Genomic DNA, 21761 nt, shown 5'->3' on the forward strand with positions numbered 1-21761 from the left:
CCAGATGCGGAGATACCTAAGTTATTAATTTTAATCCTCCTTCATAAACCTTTGTTAGAACGATAAAGGAGGTCATCCCGTTGAATCAACCAGCGTTGTTTGAGCATCGCTTCTGGCTGCAAATTTTAGGCGATCATGCAAGATTCATCTTCAATGCGCTCTCCCCCAAAGAAACGTCAGATATACAGACTGCACAACAATTTATTCAAGCGTTCGATCAGCTTCTGCATCAAGCACGAGAGCTGCAATCGGATACAGAGATCGGAACACTGAATCAGCAAGCCTACACGCTAACTATCAACCTGCGGCAATTTAAGCTAAGCATTCTTGAGCGCCTTTTGCTTGGGCGTGTTACAATTGCGTTCACTCCAACCTTTATCAATCACATGGTGAATGAACTTGAGGAATACTTACGTATTTTAACCAACCTATTGGAAGGAAAGCCGGTTCCCCAATTTGATGCACTGCACCACGATTTCCTTTGGTTGCCTGACGCAGCGGGTCATGCTGCATCTATTTCCAGCGATTTGGATTTTGTAGAAAAGCGATTGATTCAGAAAAGTAAGGATTTTGAAGATCATTTTCAACAGTTCTATTTAAAGAGTATTGAAATGGCAGGGTACATGCGGACACAGCTTCGGGATTTTCCAGCGTTCCGCAGATTTCATACTGACGTCGATATGGAGATGAATTTGTTCAGAGCCTTTTTGAAGGAACTGGAGGATCTAGAATTGTCAGCCGAAGTGCTTAGTCGCATTTCCCCGCTCATACCAGATCATATGATGAGGGAAGAGTGCTATTATTTAATGAAGCTAGCACAATTAGGCTTAGTACCCGATCCGGAATGCAATCCAGATCATCCGAGGATAGATGAGAAGGTGTAATACGCCGCTGCAAAGCGGTTTTTTTACGTTTCTCGAACTTCATTACGATTAGCTATGCGCAACTCTTTCGGCTACTGATTCGTCTAACCAAGTAACTAGATAATGTAGGAGGCGATTACATGAAAAAATGTATAGCTTTACTTATGTCTGTTATGCTGGCAATTGGTAGTGGATCGAGTGTTTTTGCTCAGGAGTCAGCTCCGTCAGCCCATACAAAGAATGAGACGCTTGATGTAGCCAAGATGTATCGTGTTTCCCATGAGCTTATTATGGATGTTAACAGCGGACAAGCCGTGTTGGATGGGAGAAACTTATCTCTAGATAAGCCAATCATGAAAAACGGGCGTGTTTTTGTGCCTTTGCGCACACTGCGTGCAATTGAAGCTGTTGACCTATTGATGCTTGACGCTTCTACCCAGCAAGTCCAGGTCATCATGAATAGCGAACTGAAGCCCCCCTTTGAACAGCTTTTCTTTCGGGTAGGCTCTGATAAGGTTTATATGGAAGACGGATCTGCCTTGCCTGGAGCAACCATTGCTAAGCCGTTCATAGCCAAAGGCGTCACTTACATACCGATTCAAGCTTTGACTTATTTGGGCATTAGCCCAGCTACAGCGAAACAGAAGGTAACACTGAAGTGGAGCAATAAAGTCATCGAACTTCTACAGCCAAAATGGGAAACGGACAAAGACAGCACAACCTTTACGATGCTTTATCAAAAGGATATGAACACACCATCAGTCGCGACCGCCTTGAGCGGAGGAGGTTGGGTAGGAGGCGATGATCATGCCAAGGTCTTGAAAAAAGACATTTTGCTTGATGGTCGGCATTATAATCGAATCGAGTTTACCCTACCGCTCCGCCCCGGACCAAATGCGTTGAAAATTACAGCCGTGTCAGGTGGAGAGAAGTCTCTGTCGGTTATGAGGAAAGTCTCGAATGAAAGTACGTCTCCTATTCGTTTATCCGATGAGGGGAAAAAGTACATCGCGTTCGATCAGTCTGCATCGGGTTATGTTCGCATTCCGCAGGGGGGTTCAATCGACATTGCTGGTCGGGTTGTTGCTGGGAACGAGAAGCTTGGAGCGCTTAGCTTCACCGTGCAGCAATATGTTGACGAGCAAGCTGTAGAATCTAATCCTTATAAGGACATCAAGGAAGGAAAGCTGCCTATCCAAGATCAAGGATTTACAGGATCGGTTAAGCTTCAGCATAAAGGATACTATCTGGTTACCCTCTATAGCGCCGACAATGTTCCGGCATTTGACCGCGGGGCTTGGGCAGAAATCGTTGTTGAAGTGTATTGATGATAATTGAAAAAAACCTTGATTCGGTTAACCTGCCGAATCAAGGGTTTTCTGCTTATTCTGCTTTTTCTTTTACGCCGATCCAGATTTCGCTGTATACCTGATGTGGGTCAGACATATCTCCGGTAAAGCAAATTTCAGGCACATCGATTAACTCATAGGAAGATGAAGGCAGCCACTCGGAGGCGATTTTTGCCCATGTCTGCTGTAGGGTATGAGGGTAGGAACCAACTGAGCTGAATATGGCCCATGTACAGGCTGGCACTTCAACTACTTCAAAGCCGTCAAAATCAGCATCAAGCGTCGTAATCGATCCGATGAGATGATCTAACTCGCCTTTTTCTTCATGACGTTCTTCGCCGAAATGGTAGGACGCATTAACCACAGTGGTGAAGTCAGTATTTCGATAGCTTTGGAGTTTTGTCCGCTGTTCTACGGTAATCGATTGAGCTAGCTTCAGAATGTCAGCATTCTCGCCCTCGAATACGATGGGCACGCGGCGCTTCACACCCACAAGCTTGAAGGCGTCTTTCCGTTCGATCCGATAATTCATGTCGATTCCTCCTCGTATAGTGAGCTGGAAGGTCATGCGTGGAAATACTTTCAGATGATTCAGACCTCTCACTTCCGAAGGAGCAATCCCAAGCCAATCCTTGAATGCTCTCGTAAATCCGTCTACTGAATGGTAGCCATACTTGATCGCGACATCAATTACCTTAACGTCACTCTTGTGTAATTCCTGACCAGCTTGAGACAGCCTGCGGTTGCGAACATACGTGTTCAGAGACATACCGGCCAAATATGAAAATAGTCTTCGAAAGTGATATTCCGAGGTTCCTGCAAGTCGAGCCACCTGGGCGTAATCGATGTCCTGATCCAAATTGTCTTCGATATAGGCCAAAGCAAGATTCATATCCTTCAGCATATCCATGTCATGCCCTCCTTTCCTCTTCATTGTATCGAGGTTGAATAATCGACATCCGACATTTCGCGTATGGAAATGGTCGTTACGTATGATTTAGGATATCCTCAATTATCGAATCATGAAAGCTTGGAATTCCAGCACCCGAAGCCGTTGCTCATAAATAAATCCCCGGCCAGTCAGCGGATGATCGGCCAGGGATGTTTTGCGAGTTCATCAATCTATGGACACCGGAATCATACATGGATCGGTGTGGTAGTAAAGAAGCTATGTAGCATTAGACGCAGATGTCTTGCGGCGTATGTTCATCGAAGATGGTTTGCTCCACAGCATTAAGTATAGACCGAACACAACCTTGATAACGAGGTCGATATAAGCGAGCATATGGAAGCTGATCGAATCGTCCATAATGCCGACAAGCGCATTGACGGATAAGAGTATTGCAATGATGATCATGGAACGTCCGTGTACCCATACCATCGGAACGAAGTGTATGCCGGTGGCGAGAAAAGCGCCAAGCCAGATCATGCGATAGTTTTCATCCTGGAAGTGCGGCCCGCCAATCAGAACCATCATTACGAGCATCGCGATGATTGATATAAGCGTCATTCGATTCTGGAATGCGGTAGGTGGACCGTAAGATAGCAGTCGATAGGCTTTTTTGTTGTTTAAAATTCCAAAAACTCCGATTGCATACCCGAAAGAAAACACCGGCATCAAAATAAGCTGTGTTCCCCCAGTGAGCAATCCCGCCAAGCTGACGATCCCAATCCAGATCATCCACGCGCCGCATACCCGTTTGTTAAGAAACTCGAGCTTTCCGGTTTCTGTTCCTATGGGTTGTTCTTGCATATGTTTCGTCTCCTTTATGTAACTTCTGAATACCGAATTTTATTATATAAATAATAAGTTCTAAAATATAGTTTTTCTACTTAGAACTAAACCTGATTTATGTTTGATGCTGCAAACAACATAGTTCGTACTGTTTTGCGTGAATAGGCTGCCAATGTCAAAATACCTGTTTTGCCATGGTAGGCCTCATCATATTCCACGAAATGCATACTCAGGAAAGAGCGGGGCATATTACGGGAAGGTGATGAAAAATGTGGCAGGCGATTGCGCCTTATATACCAAGCTGGCAAGCGTTCGCGCAAGCGGCGATTGCAGGCATTGTTCCTTTTGTATTATCGAAGATTATGTCTATCACGATGAAGGATGAAAATGATCAGGGGAATCGGAAAGCCGAGACGGCTTACGAGGGGTTTGTAGGCCATTTTGAGGAGGATCTCAATAAGGTCAAGGAAGATATCGGCCAGATGGAGGATGTGAACATACGATTGTTCCAGCTTGGCTATACGACACAGCGTGCAGCGCTTGTGTTCGTTGGAGGGATTTCGGATCGGGACTTCATTGATAAGCACCTGCTGAAATCCTTGATGGGCGAGCTTCGGCCACCATCTGAGGGGGAAGCAGTTGCTTCTCCTGATTATATGTATACGAAGGAATATTTGATCGAGCATATCCTCCCTGTCGGATCGATGAAGGAGAATCGAATTGTTAATGACTGTACGTACGATGTGTTGAAGGGCGATACGGCTTTGTTCATTGAAGGGCATATCGGAGCCATTATGTTCAATACGAGGAAGGTGAAGGTGCGCGGCGTGGACGAGCCGCCATCTGAGGTGCTCGTACGCGGACCAAGGCTTGGCTTCAATGAATGCCTCGTTGACAATATGACGCTGCTCAGGCAGCAAGGTGAGAACAAGAAGCTCACTTTCATTCATCGCCGTGTCGGAACCCGGGTACAACGTGAGATGGTTCTCGCATACATCGAGGATATAGCGGATAAGCAGCTCGTTACCGATGTGCTGGATCGCATTAGCAAGATCGATATCGATGATGTTCCGGATTCAAGCTATATCGAACAGCTGATTGAGGATAATTACTTATCTCCTTTTCCGCAGCTGCAAAGCACGGAACGGTTGGATCGAACCTTTTGTGCCTTGATGGAAGGACGGGTGGCGATTTTTCTTGAGGGAAGCCCGTATGCTGCGCTTGCACCGGCGACGTTCACCATGCTGCTTCAATCGCCGGAGGATTATTATGAACGATGGATGGCGGGGACGCTAGTTCGTTGTCTGCGGTATTTTGCGGCATTTGTATCAAATTTTGGCCCTTCCTTGTATATTTCCTTGATCTCATTCCATCAAGGTCTGATCCCAACGAAGCTGGCATTGTCCATTGCAGGCACCCGTGTTGGCGTTCCGTTCCCTGCAATCATCGAGGTACTCATTATGGAGGTGGCGCTGGAGATCTTGCGCGAAGCGGGTCTTCGCCTGCCGAAGCCGATTGGGCAGACGGTCGGTATTGTGGGCGGACTCGTTATCGGAGATGCCGCGGTTAGAGCGGGTATCGTCAGTCCATTCACGGTTATCGTTGTTGCAGTAACGGCGATATCCTCCTTCGCTATTCCGCAATACAGTGCAGGTATTTCTTTGCGCATTTTGCGGTTCATCGCGATATTTTTTGCATCGATCCTTGGCTTGTATGGTGTTGTTCTGTTCTTCTTAGTGCTATGCAGTCATCTCGTTAAGCTGAAGAGCTTCGGTGTGCCATATATGAGCCCTGCTGTGCCTTACCGTTTGTCAGATTGGAAAGACTTCATTTTGCGTGCCCCGCTAAGGCTGATGAAGAAGCGTCCCAAGATGCTGGACACACGTAATCCGACCCGTAAGGAGTAGCAGATAGAAGGAGCTGTAGAGAACCATGAGTCAACCAATTGGATCGAGTGAAAAAATTACGACACAGCAAGCGGCTGTATTTGTAGCCAATTATATACTGGGAGTGGGGATTCTAACGCTCCCCCGAGCAGCAGCGGAGAAGGTGAAGACACCAGATATATGGCTGAGCGTCATTCTCGGCGGCCTTGTTGCTATGATAGCAGGCATTATTGTAGCGAAGCTCAGTCAACAATTTCCAGGTAAGACATTTTATGAATACAGTCAGCTTATAGTAGGGAAATGGCTAGGGATCGTGCTGAATGTGTCGATCATTATTTATTTCATCGCGACATCCGGTAATATGGTGCGAGCCATGTCGGAAGTAATGAACTTGTATTTGCTTGAAGGTACTCCACGCTGGGTGGTGATTATCTCCTTCCTGTGGGTGGGCATATATATCATGGTCGGTGGGGTATCCGCAATTGCTCGCTTCTTCGAAATTGTATTTCCGCTGACGGTTCTGATTATTACGGGATTGGCTCTGCTAAGTTTTAAAATATTTGACGTAAATAATTTAAGGCCAGTGCTAGGACAAGGGATAGGCCCTGTATTGAATGGTGTGAAGACGACAGGACTTTCTTTCTCCGGCTTTGAAATATTGCTCGTACTGCAGGCATATATGTCAACACCGAAGAAGGCTGTTCGTGCAGTTGTAATTGGCATTCTCATTCCGATGCTTTTTTACGTGGTTACTGTAGTGATGACAGTTGGATCTTTATCCATTGCTGGTGTTGTCAGCCGCACCTGGCCTACGATCACGCTGTTCCGCAGCTTCGAATATCCGGGGATCTTATTTGAACGATATGAATCGTTGCTGCTGGTCATCTGGGTAATTCAGATTTTTACTACATATGCGATTACACATTATGCGGCTGCGCTTGGCATGGCACGAATGACAAATAAGAATATTCGTCCGATGCTGTACTTGCTTATTCCGGTTATCTATATTGCCTCCATGTCTCCCAGAAATATTAATGATCTCTTCTCTATGGGAGATCGAATAGGTGACGCAGCCATGGTGATGTTCGGGATATTACCTATTATTTTGTTAATGATTGTGAAGTTGAGAAGGAGAATGGCAAGCGATGAGAAGGAACAATAAGTGTCAGAACGTATCCAATCGTTGCTGCAATGTTGTCTTAGATGCTGCACAATCAGGTTGGTATTTGCGGGAGGATAAGTCAAGGAGATGCAAGCTGACAGCCATGCGCATTGCGGTCATCTCGCTTAGCATCCTGCTGCTCAGTGGGTGCTGGAGCCGAAGAGAAATAGAAGATTTGAACATTACAGTAGCTGCAGCGTTGGACATTGGCCACATAGCGTCAGAGGAGCAAGAATTTGAGAAAAAAGGTGCAGATTATCCGCGTAATCAGAGGATTACATTAACGTATCAAATGGCGAAGCCAGAGCAGTCTTCAGGGCAAGATGCATCAGGAAGCAAGAAAAAATATCGAAATGTGTCCCTGTCTGGGGATTCTTTATATCAGATTTCAAGAGAGACTTCCTTGAAGGAAACGAATCCAATATTCGGACAGCACTACAAAGCGCTTGTCATGGGTTCTGACTTGGCGCAGCAACTGAATTTGCGAGATGTACTGGACTTCTTTATGCGGGAGCAGGAATTTCGTCCTAGCTGCTTGGTTTATATTAGCCGGGGAACAGGGAAAGAGGTATTAGATGTAAATCTCACGGGAGACGTTCCAGCCTTTCGCTTGTTAGGGATATCTGATAATCACTATCGAACGAATCGTTTATTGAAGCCCTTGTCTCTCACCAACTTGCTGGAGAAGTTGAATTTGATGACCAGTTTCTTGATACAGAATGTCGTCACGGCCAAAGGGGAGCTGAAGCTGTCGGGAGCTTCCATTATATCAGGCAGTACAGGCAAGCAGCTTGGCTATCTTGACGAAGAGGATATGGAAGCGGTGAACTGGGTTCTGGGCGGTAGCAAGGGCGGTGTAGTAAAAAGTAAGGACATCATCACCAACCAAGTATCCGTATATGAAATTACCAACGTGAAAAGTCAAATTACACCGCATGTTGAAAATGGCCGCATTTCTTTCGATGTAAAAGTAAAGTCGGACGGTCGGTTAGGCGAGCAGATGATTAGCGATGGCAATGACTTTGACAATAAGTTTATTCGTCGCTTGGAAGAAGATGCTGAGAAGCAGATTAAAGAACTGGTGACCAAATTGCTGGATAAGCTGCAAAAGAAATACCACGCAGACGTGCTAGGGTTTAGCGATAAGCTGCGCATCGCATATCCTCGCCTGTGGGAGAAAGAGAAGAAGACATGGGATGAAACGTTCGCGACGACACCGATACGTTATGATGTCCAAGTAACGATTAGAGAATATGGAACGACGAATATGAGAGCGCGGCAAGTAGTAGGGCAGGAGGGTTAGTCGGGTTCTATCGATTCGTAGGTTGGGTATTATATACAGTGAAAATCCTGCTCTCCAATTGTTACAATGAATGAACATATAGTCTTTCGGATTCAAAATACATGTTTACACACATGATTTGCCGCAGCACGTGCATTGGGGGAGAGAAGATGCAAATCATTCAAGGAACAGCCTTGCTGCTGCTTGTCCTATCTTTATTTAGTTTGTTTAGCTTCAAAGCGCCTAACGGAATGAAGGCGATGGGAGCCTTAGCGAACGCTGCAGTTGCCAGCTTCTTGGTTGAAGCGTTTCAACGCTATGTTGGCGGTGATATGCTGCAGCTGGAATTTTTAAGAGAGGTAGGGGTGACAGCTGGTGGCATGGGAGGCGTGGCTGCTGCTGCACTAGTGTCACTGGCAATGGGAGTGTCGCCTGTGTATGCGCTTATGCTGGGTGTTGCGTGTGGCGGACAGGGGCTGCTTCCTGGCTTCATTGCGGGATACGTCGTCTCGTTCCTGGTTAAGGCATTCGAACGGAAGGTGCCGGCAGGACTTGATCTTATCGCCTGTATTGTGGTCGCAGCGCCACTGGTGCGTTATTTGGCGAAGTTCGTAAGTCCTATCGTAGATGCAACGCTGCTCAACATTGGCAGCATTATTTCGGCTACGGCTACCGATAATCCGATTATTATGGGCATCATTTTGGGCGGTGTGATAACAGTTGTTGCGACTGCACCACTTAGCTCGATGGCCTTAACGGCTATGCTCGGCTTAACAGGATTGCCGATGGCAATCGGAGCCTTGTCCGTAATGGGGTCATCATTTATGAACTTCGTGTTCTTCCACCGCATGAAGTTCGGTGATCGTCGTACAACACTTGCAGTCGCTATTGAACCTCTGACACAAGCTGATCTAATCTCAGCGAACCCAATCCCTGTGTATGTCACGAACTTCATTGGGGGGGCAGCCGCTGGGGTGGTCGTGGCGCTTTTCGGGCTGGTCAATGATGCGACAGGGACTGCAACACCGATTGCGGGACTTATGGTGATGTACGGTTTCAATGATCCAGTTATGGTTACGATTACGGCCGTGTTATGTGCATTAGCCGGAGCTGGAGCAGGATTCCTTGGCTCGATTCTATTCCGCCATTATCCGATTCGTACGGTGGCTGAGGTTCGTGGCACACATCCTATTCAGGCTGATTCAACCAGTGAATCAGCAATATAAATCGGGCAGAAGAAGGATCATGATAATCTGGGCATATCCCCAATCTACAAGGCATGCATATACGTTAATCAGGCGAGGGCGGAGCTTGCGGATCTGAGCGATTGAGAGTGTTTCCACATGGGAGACGCTCTTTTTCTTCTATATTCCCGTTTTTTTGTGTAAACTGAAAGGATACAGAATTTCGCGGATGCTTGCGATCGGACAGGTCTTGGAAGAGCATTGCCGCAGTAATGGAGGGTATTGACGTTGCAGCAACCGGACGTATCTGTGGACGACATCAACCGCTTAGCCGGTCAAATGAAGGAGCACTATTCGTACGCGACGCTGGAGCAGGGATGGCGCTATTACCGCAAGAATGCAGTATCCCATGTTCATGAGGACGCGGGAAAAGCTCGGGTAATCAGGGCTGAAGTGCATGAGACGGAACGCTATCATGTGAGCCTCCATATGAAACGTGTCGAGGCGAGTACTTGCACTTGCCGAACTGGGAATGAGTGCAAGCATAGGGCGGCGCTGTTCTTTCAATTATGCGAGGCAGCAGGGAAGAAGCCTGAACTGTACCTGTCTGATTTCCGTCAAGCCTTCATTGAGCTTGAGAGACAACGTACGGCTGCTCGCAAGCGTGAAAAACAGAAGGCCGAACGGGAACGCCGCGTTAGAGCGAGTCAGATGACCTTATCAGCAGATGCTTCCGCCAAGGACTGGCATCTCTTATTTCATAGAAAATACGCACGGCCGTTTACAGACTTCCAATCCTCTGTCGTGGATATTACCAAGTGGGTTAAGGAGCAGTTGTATCGTGACAGCGAAGCGATGGCTGAGCCGGTGCGGACGCTGCTGCGCATGCATGTGCAGTTGTTCTTGATTCAGCAATTGGCTGAGCGCTATGCGCAAGCTGCACGAGGCTACCATTCTCGCGATATATCCGCGGATGATGCTGTTCGTCCTTGTATGGAGGAGCTTACAGAATTAAGCCGCCGCTTCGCAGGCTCAAAGTTACCAAAGGCCTTTAAGGAGCATCTTCGCCACTTAGGTGTCGTGGCAGAGCAGGTGGCGCTATCTGAAGAGGAGTCCCCTGTAGATAGACTAGCTGCCTTTGCACTCGTGTGGTCGGGGGTATTGAACGATCCCGAAGAGCTGCAGCTTGAGCGTACACGGCTTAAGGAGAGGTTGAAGCCGTTATCCGAGCTTCGTCCCCGCCTGCGTGATTCAATTCGGGTCGCGCTTATCCATATTGAATCGTTGCTTGGCTGTGACGAGGATGCAATCGCTCATGTGCATTCGCTTACTTTCTATAATGAACCTGAGCGCTTTGTACAGTATGCTAACGATCGAATGCACAGTGGAGATCACGAGAAGCTGCTGATGTGGTTGAAGGCGCTGGCTCCGATGGTCAGCCAATCCCGCCAACGAGAGCATTTGGAACGGTATTGGATGTTGTGGAAACAGGCTTATGATGCACACGTAGGTATGCATCAAGAACTTGATTCGCTGTTGCTGGCACTGCTGCCTGGTATATACCCGTATCTGTCTTCTTTCCTCCTAGAGCAGGGAAGATATCGTGATTGGGCTGATATTCAGATCGCACGCCGCATATCGCCGGGGGAGGCAGATACGGCTGAATGGAGGCAAGTCGCTGCCGCGGCGCCAGACATGTTGCTGCCGTTATATCATCAGGCCATTGAACGGCATATTGAGGAACGCAATCGCGATCAATACAGGATAGCGGTTACCTTGCTGCATGAGCTGCGTTCGATGTATGAACGCAAGGGCTCTCTTTCGACGTGGGAGCGGTACATGGATAACTTGCTGGAACGGTATTCTCGGTTAAGAGCATTTCAAGAAGAGTTGAGAGGAGGGGCACTGCTGACATGATCGAACAATCGCCTTGGAACGTGGAATGCTTGAGACGAAGCGACGGTACATTCCTGGTATTTCATAGTGGAATGAGGCGGGACGTGCGAACACTGAAGCATCTGTTGTTCGGTTGGCATGCTCCTTCCTTCTACGGTACGATGCTCCCTGTAGAGGGAGAGGGGCGTATTGAAGGGATTGTTGTTACCGCGGCTGAAATGCTGGAGGTGATAGCGATGACGCCGCACGTAGGTTGGACAGAGTTGAAATCAGGAGACAGCTTCCGCATTCTAAGTGAGACGGCTAAGCTGTATATGGCTCTGCTGCAAGAGGGGCGATATGAGCCGTCTTACGACAAATGGAAAGCGGGTACATTCGGCTGGGAACTGCTGTTAAGCGAATCCGAGCAGAAGCAGCAGCGCGAATTGCTTCACCAAGCGCAACAGATCGAGCATCCCGAGCTTGTCCATTGGTTCGATGTGTTGATGACAGAACTGCTAACGGATAATCAGGAGCGAGACTCATTGCGCGCTGCCGCTCTGCGTGCACGCCCGGAACTGGAGGAGCTGCGCATTCCCCTGCAATCATCGCAGTGGACGGGGGAGCAAGATTGGCTCGAAATGATAGGCTGGACCCGAGATGAGACACCCTTCCGTGTTGTGCTTCGTATTGATGAGCCAGAACAGGAGCGGATGCCTTGGGCGCTTCGCATCTTGCTGCAGGACAAGATGGATCCGAATGCTCTAATTGGATGCGTATTGAGCGAGTATAGGATTGATGGCGAGATCAGGAGCCAAGTGAAGGCAGCTGCAGGAGATTTCCCGGAAGAATGGAAGCCATTCCTCCAAGAGAGGCTGATTCGAGATATCGGAAAGGTGCTGCAAATCGCCCCTTGGCTTGAGGATTCCGGGGTTAGCCGGAAGCTTCTATTGGAGCAGCCGGAACGCACCAGTATGCATGAGACAGAAACAGGTTTGAAAACAAAGCAAGAAGATCAAGAGGACACAGAGAACCGTTCTCTCCGATTGAAGACGAAGCTTAGCGAAGAGGATGCATGGCGCTTCTTAGCTGAGGGAAGCCTTCAGCTAGCAGAGGCTGGGTTCCGGGTCATTGTGCCTGCTTGGTGGCAGCGTGTGCGACAGATGAGAACTCGGCTAAAGGCGAGGGTCCCTTCTTCCGCAGGTTCCTTCTCCGCTTCTGCGATGGGATTGAATCAGATGATTCAGTTCGATTGGAGACTCGCGGTAGGTGACGTGAACTTAAGTGAAGCGGAATTCCGTCAGCTCATCGAACAAGATCGCAGGCTTGTTCAACTCCATGGCCAATGGATTCAATTGAATCCGGATGACGTGAAGGAAATTCGCCGCTTGATGAAGCAAGTCGATGGCGGTGGGATGACATTCGGCGAGGTGCTTGAGCATCATATGGCCATGGAACGGAAGCGTCTGGAGGAAGGGCTGCTGGATGAAGATGTTGAGCGTGACAATAGCCTACAGCTTGAACTGGAACTGAATGAGCAGTTGCAGCATTGGCTAGGCATGCTTCAGCATCATGAATCGATCCCACCTAGTGAGTTGCCGGTAGGATTGCAGGGAACACTGCGGAAGTATCAGGCTGATGGATACTCTTGGCTAATGTTCCTTCGTCAATTCGGCCTTGGCGCCTGTCTTGCGGATGATATGGGGCTTGGCAAGACGATACAATGGATAGCCTATGTTCTGAGAGTAAAGGAAATAGAACCGGCGTCGGGAGCTTCTCTATTGATATGTCCAACCTCGCTCATTGGGAACTGGCAGAGAGAGTTGGAACGATTTGCGCCGGATGTTCGAGTGTATTTGCATTATGGTGCTGACCGAATCCGGGATGAGCAATTTGCAGAGGAGATTCGCATGGCTGATGTGGTCATCACAACATACACGTTGGCCTTGATGGATCGTGAGCTACTATGGCCAATCATGTGGAACTCTTTATGCTTGGATGAGGCGCAAAACATTAAGAACCCTTATGCGAAGCAGTCTGCGGCCATTCGGAAGCTGCGCGCGAAACACCGGATTGCCTTGACCGGTACGCCAATGGAGAATCATTTGACGGAGCTGTGGTCGATCTTTGATTTCGTAAATCCAGGATATTTGGGCACGTTGGCACAATTCCGAAGAACGTACGTGAATCCGATTGAACGTGGTCGAGATGCAGAGTGGACGAAGCTTGTGCAGCGGCTTGTGCAGCCATTTCTGCTGCGCAGGCTGAAGCGGGATCCTGAGATTCAGCTTGACTTGCCGGATAAGAATGAATCGAAGGTCTACGTTCCTCTGACCGCGGAGCAAGCTTCGGTGTATGAGCAGACGCTGCAGACACTGTTCGATGATCTGGATCGACTCGATCCAATGGAACGAAGGGGCAGAGTGCTCACTGCGTTGACGAAGCTGAAGCAGGTATGCAATCATCCATCACTTGTGCTGCGAGACCGAGTATCTGGACGGGATTCCGCTCGTTCAGGCAAGCTGACACGCCTGCTAGAGATGCTGGATGAGCTGCAGTCGACGGGAGAGCGGAGTCTCATCTTCACACAGTATGCCGAGACGGGCAAGCTGCTGCAAGAGGTGCTGGAGCGAAACATGAAGGAGACCGTTCCGTTTCTGCATGGCAGCGTGCCGAAGGCAGAGCGGGATCGCATGGTTCAGCGCTTCCAGGACGAGTCACTTCCAGCAGAAGAACGTCCACGCATCTTCATTCTGTCGCTAAAGGCTGGTGGAACGGGACTGAATTTGACAGCTGCCAATCATGTGTTCCATTACGACCGCTGGTGGAACCCAGCGGTGGAGAATCAGGCTTCCGACCGGGCATACCGTATTGGGCAGACGCGGAATGTGCAGGTGTATAAGTTGATTGCACTCGGCACGTTGGAAGAGCGAATTGACGATATGATTGAGCAGAAGCAAACTTTGAATGAGCAGGTAATTGGCGGTGGAGAGAAGTGGATTACAGAGCTGTCCCCAACCGAATTGAGAGAGTTGTTCGCCTTAAGGCGGCATGTCATGGAGTAAGGAATTTGTCCTCATTCCTTTGCGCGGAGTTGTTTGCATAATTTTTCTAATTATACAGACAATAATGTCCATGAGGAGGATGATGGACATGTGCAGGAGACTTTCGATTTCCGCTGATCTATCAGAGATTGAACGGGCATTTGGCATTGAGCAGGTGCTCTACCCCTATCAACGGCGCTTCAACATTAGTCCGACGCAGACGGTGCCGGCTATTAGGGAGCTTGAGGGTAGACGTGTGTTGGATGAATACCGGTGGGGGATGGTACCCTTCTGGGGCAAGGATTCACTGAATGCTGATATTTATTCCATTCATACGAATTCAGCATACTGGAAGCTGACAGAGCGACAGCGGTGCATCATTCCGTGCAGCGGGCTCTATTATTGGCGGCAGGAAGGCAAAAAGAGTTACCCCGTTCATGTGGTGCTTCGCAAGCAAGGGATCTTCGGCGTAGCAGGATTGTACGAAGTATGGCGCGACGCACAAGGGAGAGTGCAGCAGACTTGTACGCTGCTAATGGCGCGTTCCAATGAGCTAATTGCGGAATTCGAGACACGTATGCCAGCTATATTGGATCCAGAGGAGGCCGATGCGTGGCTTCGCCCAGTCTCGATTGAGATTGAGGCGCTTGCCAGACAACTGAGGCCCTATGCTTCGGAACGGATGAGACTATACCCGGTAACTTCGCTGATTGAGAATGAGCAATATGATCATTTGGACTGCATTCAGGAATTGGATGTAAGGCTTGGCCGAGTTAAGGCCTGACAGCAGGGGGAAATAGGGTGTCTGCTGACGGTTCAGGATGCAGATGAACCATATCGCAAGAAACAACAAGGAACAATGCTCTTTGTGCAGCCTTGACTCGAACAATCGGGTCGAGGCTGTTTTGCTGTACTGCACTTATGGTCAAGTGGTTGCAGCTTGACATAGAGATACAGCAGGTATAGGATAACTTCTCCCTTTTATGTATGGTGAGCATGCTATAATAGCTTTTACAACTGAAGTTCGGTGAGTGAATTGGGGAGAGGGGAGATTTCCATGCAGCGTAAGCCTTACCCGGAATGGTCATGGTCGCCGTCGCGTCATGTGCTGTTCGAAGAGTGCAGACGCAAGTATTTCTATCATTATTATGCCTCGCACAATGGATGGTTTCGAGATGCGCAGCCATTGGCAAGGCAGGCCTATCAGCTGAAGCAAATGACCAACCTGCATCTTGTATTCGGAGATGCGATGCATAAGATGGCAGAGGCTGCATTGATGCAGATGAACCAATCCAGTCGGGTGATGGACGCTGAGGACATCGTTCGGCGAGTACGAAACTTGTTGAATCAGGCGTATACGGACTCGCTTGACGTGGAGGCATGGAGAGAACTTCCGAAGCAGCGCACAATGCTGCATGAAATGTACTATGGCAAACAACTGCCAGCCCGTACCATTGAAACGATTAAGGCTCGGATCCCGATACTGGCCGACCGTTTTCTGAACAGTCTCAGTGTGCAGCATTTTAGAGAAGATTCGGGTGTCCAGCTTATGGAACTGGAACGCTTAAATACAATATTGTTAGCAGATACGAAAGTATATGTGAAGCTGGATGTCATGTTCCGTCAGGATGATCAGTACATTATTGTAGATTGGAAGACGGGGCAGGAGGATGAGCGCAATAAGACGCAGCTGCGCCTGTATGGATTATATGTGCACCGGGTGTACGGGGTTCCCTATGAGAAGCTTGATATTCGTACAGAGTATCTACTCAGCGGCAGCTGTGTAGAAGATCATGTACATGAGGAAGAGATGGAAGAGTTAGAGCGCCACGTCATAGATAGCATGCTGCTCATGCGTGACTACTTGGAGGAGCCGCTCCGCAATCAGCCGTTCTCGATTGAAGCATTCGAGCCGACCGAAGAGACTAGACGTTGTTGTCGTTGCCCTTTCTTGGAGATATGCGAATACGGGAACCGAAATGAGGCCGTATCGTAGCCATATGAATATAGACGCTTCCATCTCCACCAGTATAGTGGTTTTGGAAGCGTCTTTGCATTTTTTGTGGAAGACGGACCTGTTTGCTACTGACGAATACGAATTGGGGCAGTCTGTGAGAGGGTTGAGGCTAGGTAGGAGCGTATTTTGGCAGAACATTAAAATAATCGTTTGAATTTATGAATGGAACTGTGTATACTACAACTACAGAAACATTCAAACATTCGTTTGATTATTGTAATGATTACGATTAAGCAGATAAAGCACCTTCAATGCAATCATTCGGAATTAACGTGCTTAATCTTCAAGGAAATTAACAACAATATAGGTAATGAGGTGAATGCAATGGTTGCACAACGTTCAACGGAAGATCTGGAGAACATTCAATCGCATACGCTCGATAAAGAAGATGTATGTGAAATTGTATGTTATGACGCTGTTAAAATTAATGCTTTAAAGGGTCGGGTTGAAGACAACGAGGTACAGGGCATGGCTCAAATGTTCAAGGCGTTATCTGATCCGACACGGATGAAAATGGCATGCTTGCTGGATGAAGGGGAAGAGTTGTGCGTATGCGACATGGCGATATTGACAGGCCAATCGATTGCGACAACTTCACATCACTTGCGAGTGATGAAGAATCTAGGCATCGCGAAATCACGCAAGGATGGTAAAAATGTGTTTTACACCTTGAGTGACCATCATATTCGGTTGCTCGTTCGAATGACACTAGAACACTTGAGAGAGGAGCATTGTCATGACGACGCGGAGCACAGAAAAGGCTGATGAACGAATTGCATATCGGGTGCAGGGATTGTCGTGCGGCAACTGCGCTAGGGAAATGGAAGGCGAGATTCGCCGGTTGAAGCATGGCGAGGATGCCACATTAAGCTATAACAGCGGTACACTCAAGATGAGCAAGGACATTGATGTGGCTGCCGTAAAACGGATATTGCGTACAGATGGCGCCAAGCTGGTCGAATCAGGCGGAGGAGCTGCCGCAAGCGCTGCAAGTGCTCCAGTCCAAGGTCACATACAATGCGCTTGTGACGGTCATGACCATGAGCATTCCCACGAGGGGCATAGCCATGCAGGACATTCGCACAGTCATTCCCATAGCCACTCAGGTGGCAAGGCGCATCAACATGACCATGGGCATGACCACGGAGCCGAGGGTCATGGACACGATCACAGTCATGGGGATATGAATCGAATGAAGTTGCTGCTGGGCATCTCAGGCTTGCTCTATGTTGCAACATTTATTTTAGATAGCTCGCTGCCAAGCGGCGTGCTGATAGGCATGTATCTGCTCGCGATGCTGCTTAGTGGATATGGCACCTTCATGAAGGGACTTCGCAATCTGCTGCGGCTGCGCTTCAATATGGACACTTTAATGACCGTGGCGCTTACCGGGGCAGTTGTTATCGGAGAATGGAAGGAAGCAACACTCGTTGCCATCTTGTTCGGATTGAATGAGATGCTGGAAGGCTACGGCATGGAGCGTGCTCGCCAGTCAATGGAAGCTCTGCTGGCGGTAGCTCCGAAGCAGGCAACTGTACTCCGCGAGGGGCAAAGTATTACCATTCCGATTGAACAGCTCGTTGCAGGAGACATTGTACTCGTTCGGCCGGGTGAGAAAATTCCTTCAGACGGTACGGTCGTTGAGGGGAACAGTGCTGTAAACGAAGCAGCCATCACTGGTGAATCGCTGCCGGTAGCCAAAGCGGCTAACGATGTTGTGTTCGGGGGCAGTGTGAACACGGACGGCATTTTGAAGGTTCGTATTGATAAAGCCTATGAAGATTCCTCATTGGCGAAGATTCTGCATCTTGTGCAGGAAGCTCAGGATACGAAGACGCCAACAGAGTTGTTCATCGATCGATTCGCTCGTATCTATACGCCAATTATCATGATTATTGCAGCACTAGTAATGCTTGTGCCTCCTCTTCTTATGGGTGGAGAGTGGTATAAATGGTTCTATCAAGGGCTTGCTGTTCTTATCGTCGGATGTCCATGTGCACTTATTCTTTCATCGCCAATTGCAATCGTCAGCGGAATTACACGCAACGCTCGCAACGGAATTCTGATCAAGGGCGGCGTCCATTTGGAGCAGCTCGGCAAGATTGAAGCACTGGCTTTTGACAAGACGGGTACGTTGACGAAGGGAGAACCTGCTGTACAAGATGAGGCAATTTATGATGAAGAACGCTTCTACCGCGTAGCTGGTTCTATTGAACAGGCTTCTCTTCATCCACTTGCGAAAGCTGTTATGCGTCATCTGGAGGCCAAGGGAAACACTTCCTTCGAAGAACCTACGCATAGTGAGACCATACCGGGAGAAGGCATACGGGCTGAAATCAACGGTGCTGTATACTGGGTAGGCAGCGAACGCGTCATTGATAAGCTGCAAGGCGGTTCTGCTGATCGCGTACAGCAGGCGCGAGAGGCTGCAGAGCAGATGAAATCACGTGGATTAACCTTGGTAGTGGTTGTGTCTGAACAAGATGGTGAGCCGCTGGGTGTGTTCGGATTGGCCGATGAGATTCGTGAAGAGAGTAAACGGACGATAGCAGCACTGCACGCAGCTGGGGTGAAGCATACGGTCATGCTGACTGGCGACCACGCTCAATCTGCGGAGCAAGTAGCGAAGAACGTAGGCGTGACAGACTGGTATGCGCAATTGTTGCCACAACAGAAGGTCGACAAGATTAAGGAGCTTGGCAAGAAGTATCCGGTCGCCATGGTGGGTGACGGCATTAACGATGCACCTGCACTTGCTTCGGCTAGTCTAGGTATTGCGATGGGCAAAGGAACGGACAGTGCCGTTGAGACGGCAGATATCGTCCTGATGCAAGATCATCTTGGCAAGCTGCCAAGCGCCATTCGAATCTCGCATAAGGTCAACCGTATCGTACGCTGGAATATCGGACTTGCGCTGGGACTGAAGATCATTGCCCTGCTGCTTACGATTCCAGGTTGGCTGACACTTTGGATTGCCATCCTTTCTGATATGGGAGCAACCATTGTTGTTACCTTGCTCGGTATGACGGTACTCCTTGGACGAGATCATGAGGAATAACGTGAGAACGTAAGAGATTGTCTCTATTGGGAAAAAGTAATCACCAGAAACCGCATATACCGCCTGTCTTCTCCATTTTCGGAGGGGCAGGCGGTTTTTGTAATTGAGGTTCTCTCTTACAAGCTTCAGGATGCGCGTGAGGCGAAATTTTTCTCAAATAGAAGATAGTTGTTGTCGGTTCTTCCTTGGTACACAAAGCCTGCCCCTCGATAGAATGATTCCAGTGCGGCAACACCAGCAAGGCAGTCGAGCCGGATGTTGTGCTTGTCTGGGAAATCAATACCGCTCTCGACCCAGGCCAATATGTCACGTCCGATCCCTTGACCCGCATAATGGCGGTTCACAGCCAGTCGGTGCACATATACAGCATCCTCCAATGAATCATTCCCCCACAGCATACGATCCCAAGGACTTGGCGTTGTTAACAGCATCACCATACCAGCAAGCTGCTCTTCCTGTTTAAACAGGAAGACATCGCCGTTCAGAATTGCGTTTGCAGTCTGGTGAGAGTCTTGTCCCTCAAGCAATGGATTCCATTGCGTAGAGCCTTGTTCGTGAAGCCATCGTGCAGTATTATGCAGCAGCGCCATTACGTCCTCCGTGTCAGCTGGAAGTGCGCGAACAACGCGGAGCCCGTTAGGCAATGACTGATTTTGAATCAATCCTTCATTCACAACAATCCCCCTCCATTTTTACGCCCTATGTCCATAATAGTTATTCGTGCTAAGGCGGTAATTATATTGAAGCTATTGTATCGCATCCACCTCGATTTTTGCACTGCTGATCCGGAACACGGAAGCAGAAGCATTTCTAGAGTAAGAATGGGATCAGTCGGGCATCCTTACAAGATATGGATGGAGCAACTGGAGGTATATGTTCATGAATGAGGCATGGATGCCAGCACGGCAGATGAATAACAGGGATACAAGACAGAATAGGGATGCTGTGATGGCTGCGCAGAATGGGAGCATGGGAAATCGAAAATATGTCATGCGAGCGATATGCTGGGGAGTACTATTCTCATGCTTGCTGCTAGCAGGATGTGGATCTACGATGACCGTCTCCTCGGGGGAAGCAGCGTTTTATGCTGGAGAGCCATTGGTTAGTGAACAGGCAGTGCATTCCCCTTGGATCGCAACGAAAAATATGACCCGAATCAATACCGATGATCATGTGAAGGCAGCTGTCACCATATCTCGTACAGTATGGCCTGGGCACATCGATGAGCAGCGACCGAATGGTGTCGTGCTCGTGCCTGATGAGCAGTGGGCGACTGCGATGGCTGCGGCTGATTTGATTCATTTCCCGAACAATGGCCCTCTTCTCTATATCAAGACAGATCGATTGCCAGAAGAGACACGAGCAGAATTGCTGCGCTTGAAGCCTAAGGGAGCTCCTGATAATAGAGGGGTTCAAGTTATCGTTGTAGGCAAGGTAGATGGGGCAGTTATAAATGAAGTCAAGAAGCTCGGATTCAAGATGGATGTTATTGCTGGGGATAAGCCGGCAGAAGTGGCAGCAGCGATTGATGAGTATTATGCTAGAGTGAGCAAGGAGCGGCCGATGTCGGTAATAATCGTCTCCTCAGATGAACCGGCTTATGCACTGCCTGCGGTCAATTGGATTGCACATATGCAGGAGCCTGTCTTGTATGTGAATAAGCAGGGAATTCCACAGGCTACGGCTGATGCGCTTGCCAAGCGCCGCAAGAAGGCGGTTATGTATATTCTTGGCTCGGAGAACATTATTCCACGGGAAGTGACCGATGAACTTGCGGTGTTCGGAAGGGTAGAGCGGATTGCTGCTGCGACGCCAGTTGAGCAGGCGATTGCCTTTGCGCAGTATAAGGACAAGAAAACAGGGTTCGGGTGGGGAATAACCACACCAGGCCACAATTTCTCCTTCGTGAAGGAAGGAAATGAGTGGCTGGCGATCGCACAAGCCCCTCTTGCGCATCTGGGCAAACATGCCCCGCTGCTCTGGGTACAGCGGGATCAGGTGCCAATGGCGGTGTATGACTATGTGCAGTCGATCAGACCCTATTACGAGCATAGTCCAGTAGAAGGGCCATATAATGCAGCCTGGTTAACAGGAGCGGAAATGTCCGTTGTCCCACGAATTCAAAGTGAGCTGGATGCTTTGCTCGAAATTCAAGCGAGGAGCGGGGCAGGACACGGATCTACGCATCATCACAGTTCGTGATTCAGAATAACGCAGCATGTAAGCTTCCTTCCCCGAAGCTGATTGTTTCGGAAGGAAGCTTGTTACATACGGAACGTTAACTGGATAACGTGCAGGTACACGTT

General features: G+C 48.8%; 16 protein-coding genes. 13 read left to right on the plus strand and 3 right to left on the minus strand.

Annotated features, from left to right (window positions below):
• Positions 1-80 precede the first annotated feature (80 nt).
• Positions 81-884, plus strand: coding sequence for a DUF2935 domain-containing protein (locus RQP50_RS18430; protein ID WP_072731039.1), 804 nt, complete (start codon positions 81-83; stop codon positions 882-884).
• A gap of 119 nt (positions 885-1003) precedes the next feature.
• Positions 1004-2191, plus strand: a complete 1188-nt coding sequence (locus RQP50_RS18435) for a stalk domain-containing protein (RefSeq protein ID WP_315746306.1) — start codon at positions 1004-1006, stop codon at positions 2189-2191.
• A 55-nt stretch (positions 2192-2246) separates the two neighbouring features.
• On the opposite strand, the gene RQP50_RS18440 is transcribed toward RQP50_RS18435, so the two are convergent.
• Positions 2247-3122 (minus strand): AraC family transcriptional regulator, encoded by an 876-nt coding sequence (locus RQP50_RS18440; RefSeq protein ID WP_315746307.1) that lies wholly within the window; start codon positions 3120-3122, stop codon positions 2247-2249.
• A gap of 258 nt (positions 3123-3380) precedes the next feature.
• Positions 3381-3965, minus strand: a complete 585-nt coding sequence (locus tag RQP50_RS18445) for a DUF6609 family protein (RefSeq protein WP_315746309.1) — start codon at positions 3963-3965, stop codon at positions 3381-3383.
• 251 nt (positions 3966-4216) lie between these two features.
• On the opposite strand from RQP50_RS18445, the gene RQP50_RS18450 reads away from it, so the two are divergent.
• The 10 genes from RQP50_RS18450 (at position 4217) to RQP50_RS18495 (ending at position 19455) form a co-directional block, all read left to right on the plus strand.
• Positions 4217-5854: a spore germination protein gene (locus RQP50_RS18450; protein ID WP_072731043.1), complete on the plus strand. Its 1638-nt coding sequence runs from the start codon at positions 4217-4219 to the stop codon at positions 5852-5854.
• A gap of 25 nt (positions 5855-5879) precedes the next feature.
• Positions 5880-6995, plus strand: coding sequence for a GerAB/ArcD/ProY family transporter (locus RQP50_RS18455; protein WP_315746310.1), 1116 nt, complete (start codon positions 5880-5882; stop codon positions 6993-6995).
• A complete protein-coding gene (locus tag RQP50_RS18460) occupies positions 6979-8298 on the plus strand; it encodes a Ger(x)C family spore germination protein (protein WP_315746311.1) in 1320 nt (439 codons plus the stop codon). The genes RQP50_RS18455 and RQP50_RS18460 overlap by 17 nt, the downstream gene beginning before the upstream one ends.
• 149 nt (positions 8299-8447) lie before the next feature.
• A complete protein-coding gene (locus RQP50_RS18465) occupies positions 8448-9503 on the plus strand; it encodes a PTS sugar transporter subunit IIC (RefSeq protein WP_315746312.1) in 1056 nt (351 codons plus the stop codon).
• 246 nt (positions 9504-9749) lie between these two features.
• The gene (locus RQP50_RS18470; protein ID WP_072731046.1) at positions 9750-11378 is read left to right on the plus strand and encodes an SWIM zinc finger family protein; all 1629 of its coding nucleotides are present in this window, start codon (positions 9750-9752) and stop codon (positions 11376-11378) included.
• Positions 11375-14401, plus strand: a complete 3027-nt coding sequence (locus RQP50_RS18475) for a DEAD/DEAH box helicase (protein ID WP_315746314.1) — start codon at positions 11375-11377, stop codon at positions 14399-14401. Before RQP50_RS18470 ends, RQP50_RS18475 begins: the two co-directional genes overlap by 4 nt.
• 88 nt (positions 14402-14489) lie before the next feature.
• The gene (locus RQP50_RS18480; RefSeq protein WP_072731048.1) at positions 14490-15164 is read left to right on the plus strand and encodes an SOS response-associated peptidase; all 675 of its coding nucleotides are present in this window, start codon (positions 14490-14492) and stop codon (positions 15162-15164) included.
• Positions 15165-15437: 273 nt separating this feature from the next.
• The gene (locus RQP50_RS18485; protein WP_072731049.1) at positions 15438-16376 is read left to right on the plus strand and encodes a PD-(D/E)XK nuclease family protein; all 939 of its coding nucleotides are present in this window, start codon (positions 15438-15440) and stop codon (positions 16374-16376) included.
• 345 nt (positions 16377-16721) lie between these two features.
• Complete coding sequence (locus RQP50_RS18490) at positions 16722-17162, plus strand: ArsR/SmtB family transcription factor (RefSeq protein ID WP_036592279.1); 441 nt, start codon at positions 16722-16724, stop codon at positions 17160-17162.
• Complete coding sequence (locus RQP50_RS18495) at positions 17134-19455, plus strand: heavy metal translocating P-type ATPase (RefSeq protein WP_315746315.1); 2322 nt, start codon at positions 17134-17136, stop codon at positions 19453-19455. The genes RQP50_RS18490 and RQP50_RS18495 overlap by 29 nt, the downstream gene beginning before the upstream one ends.
• Positions 19456-19580: 125 nt before the next feature.
• Here RQP50_RS18495 and RQP50_RS18500 read toward each other — a convergent pair whose 3' ends face one another.
• Entirely contained in the window at positions 19581-20129 is a 549-nt protein-coding gene (locus RQP50_RS18500; protein WP_072731051.1) for a GNAT family N-acetyltransferase, read from the minus strand.
• 205 nt (positions 20130-20334) lie between these two features.
• Between RQP50_RS18500 and RQP50_RS18505 the strand changes: the two genes are divergently transcribed.
• The gene (locus RQP50_RS18505; RefSeq protein ID WP_072731052.1) at positions 20335-21657 is read left to right on the plus strand and encodes a cell wall-binding repeat-containing protein; all 1323 of its coding nucleotides are present in this window, start codon (positions 20335-20337) and stop codon (positions 21655-21657) included.
• Positions 21658-21761: the final 104 nt, after the last annotated feature.

This window comes from Paenibacillus suaedae, assembly GCF_032337355.1.
GTDB lineage: Bacteria > Bacillota > Bacilli > Paenibacillales > Paenibacillaceae > Paenibacillus_B > Paenibacillus_B suaedae.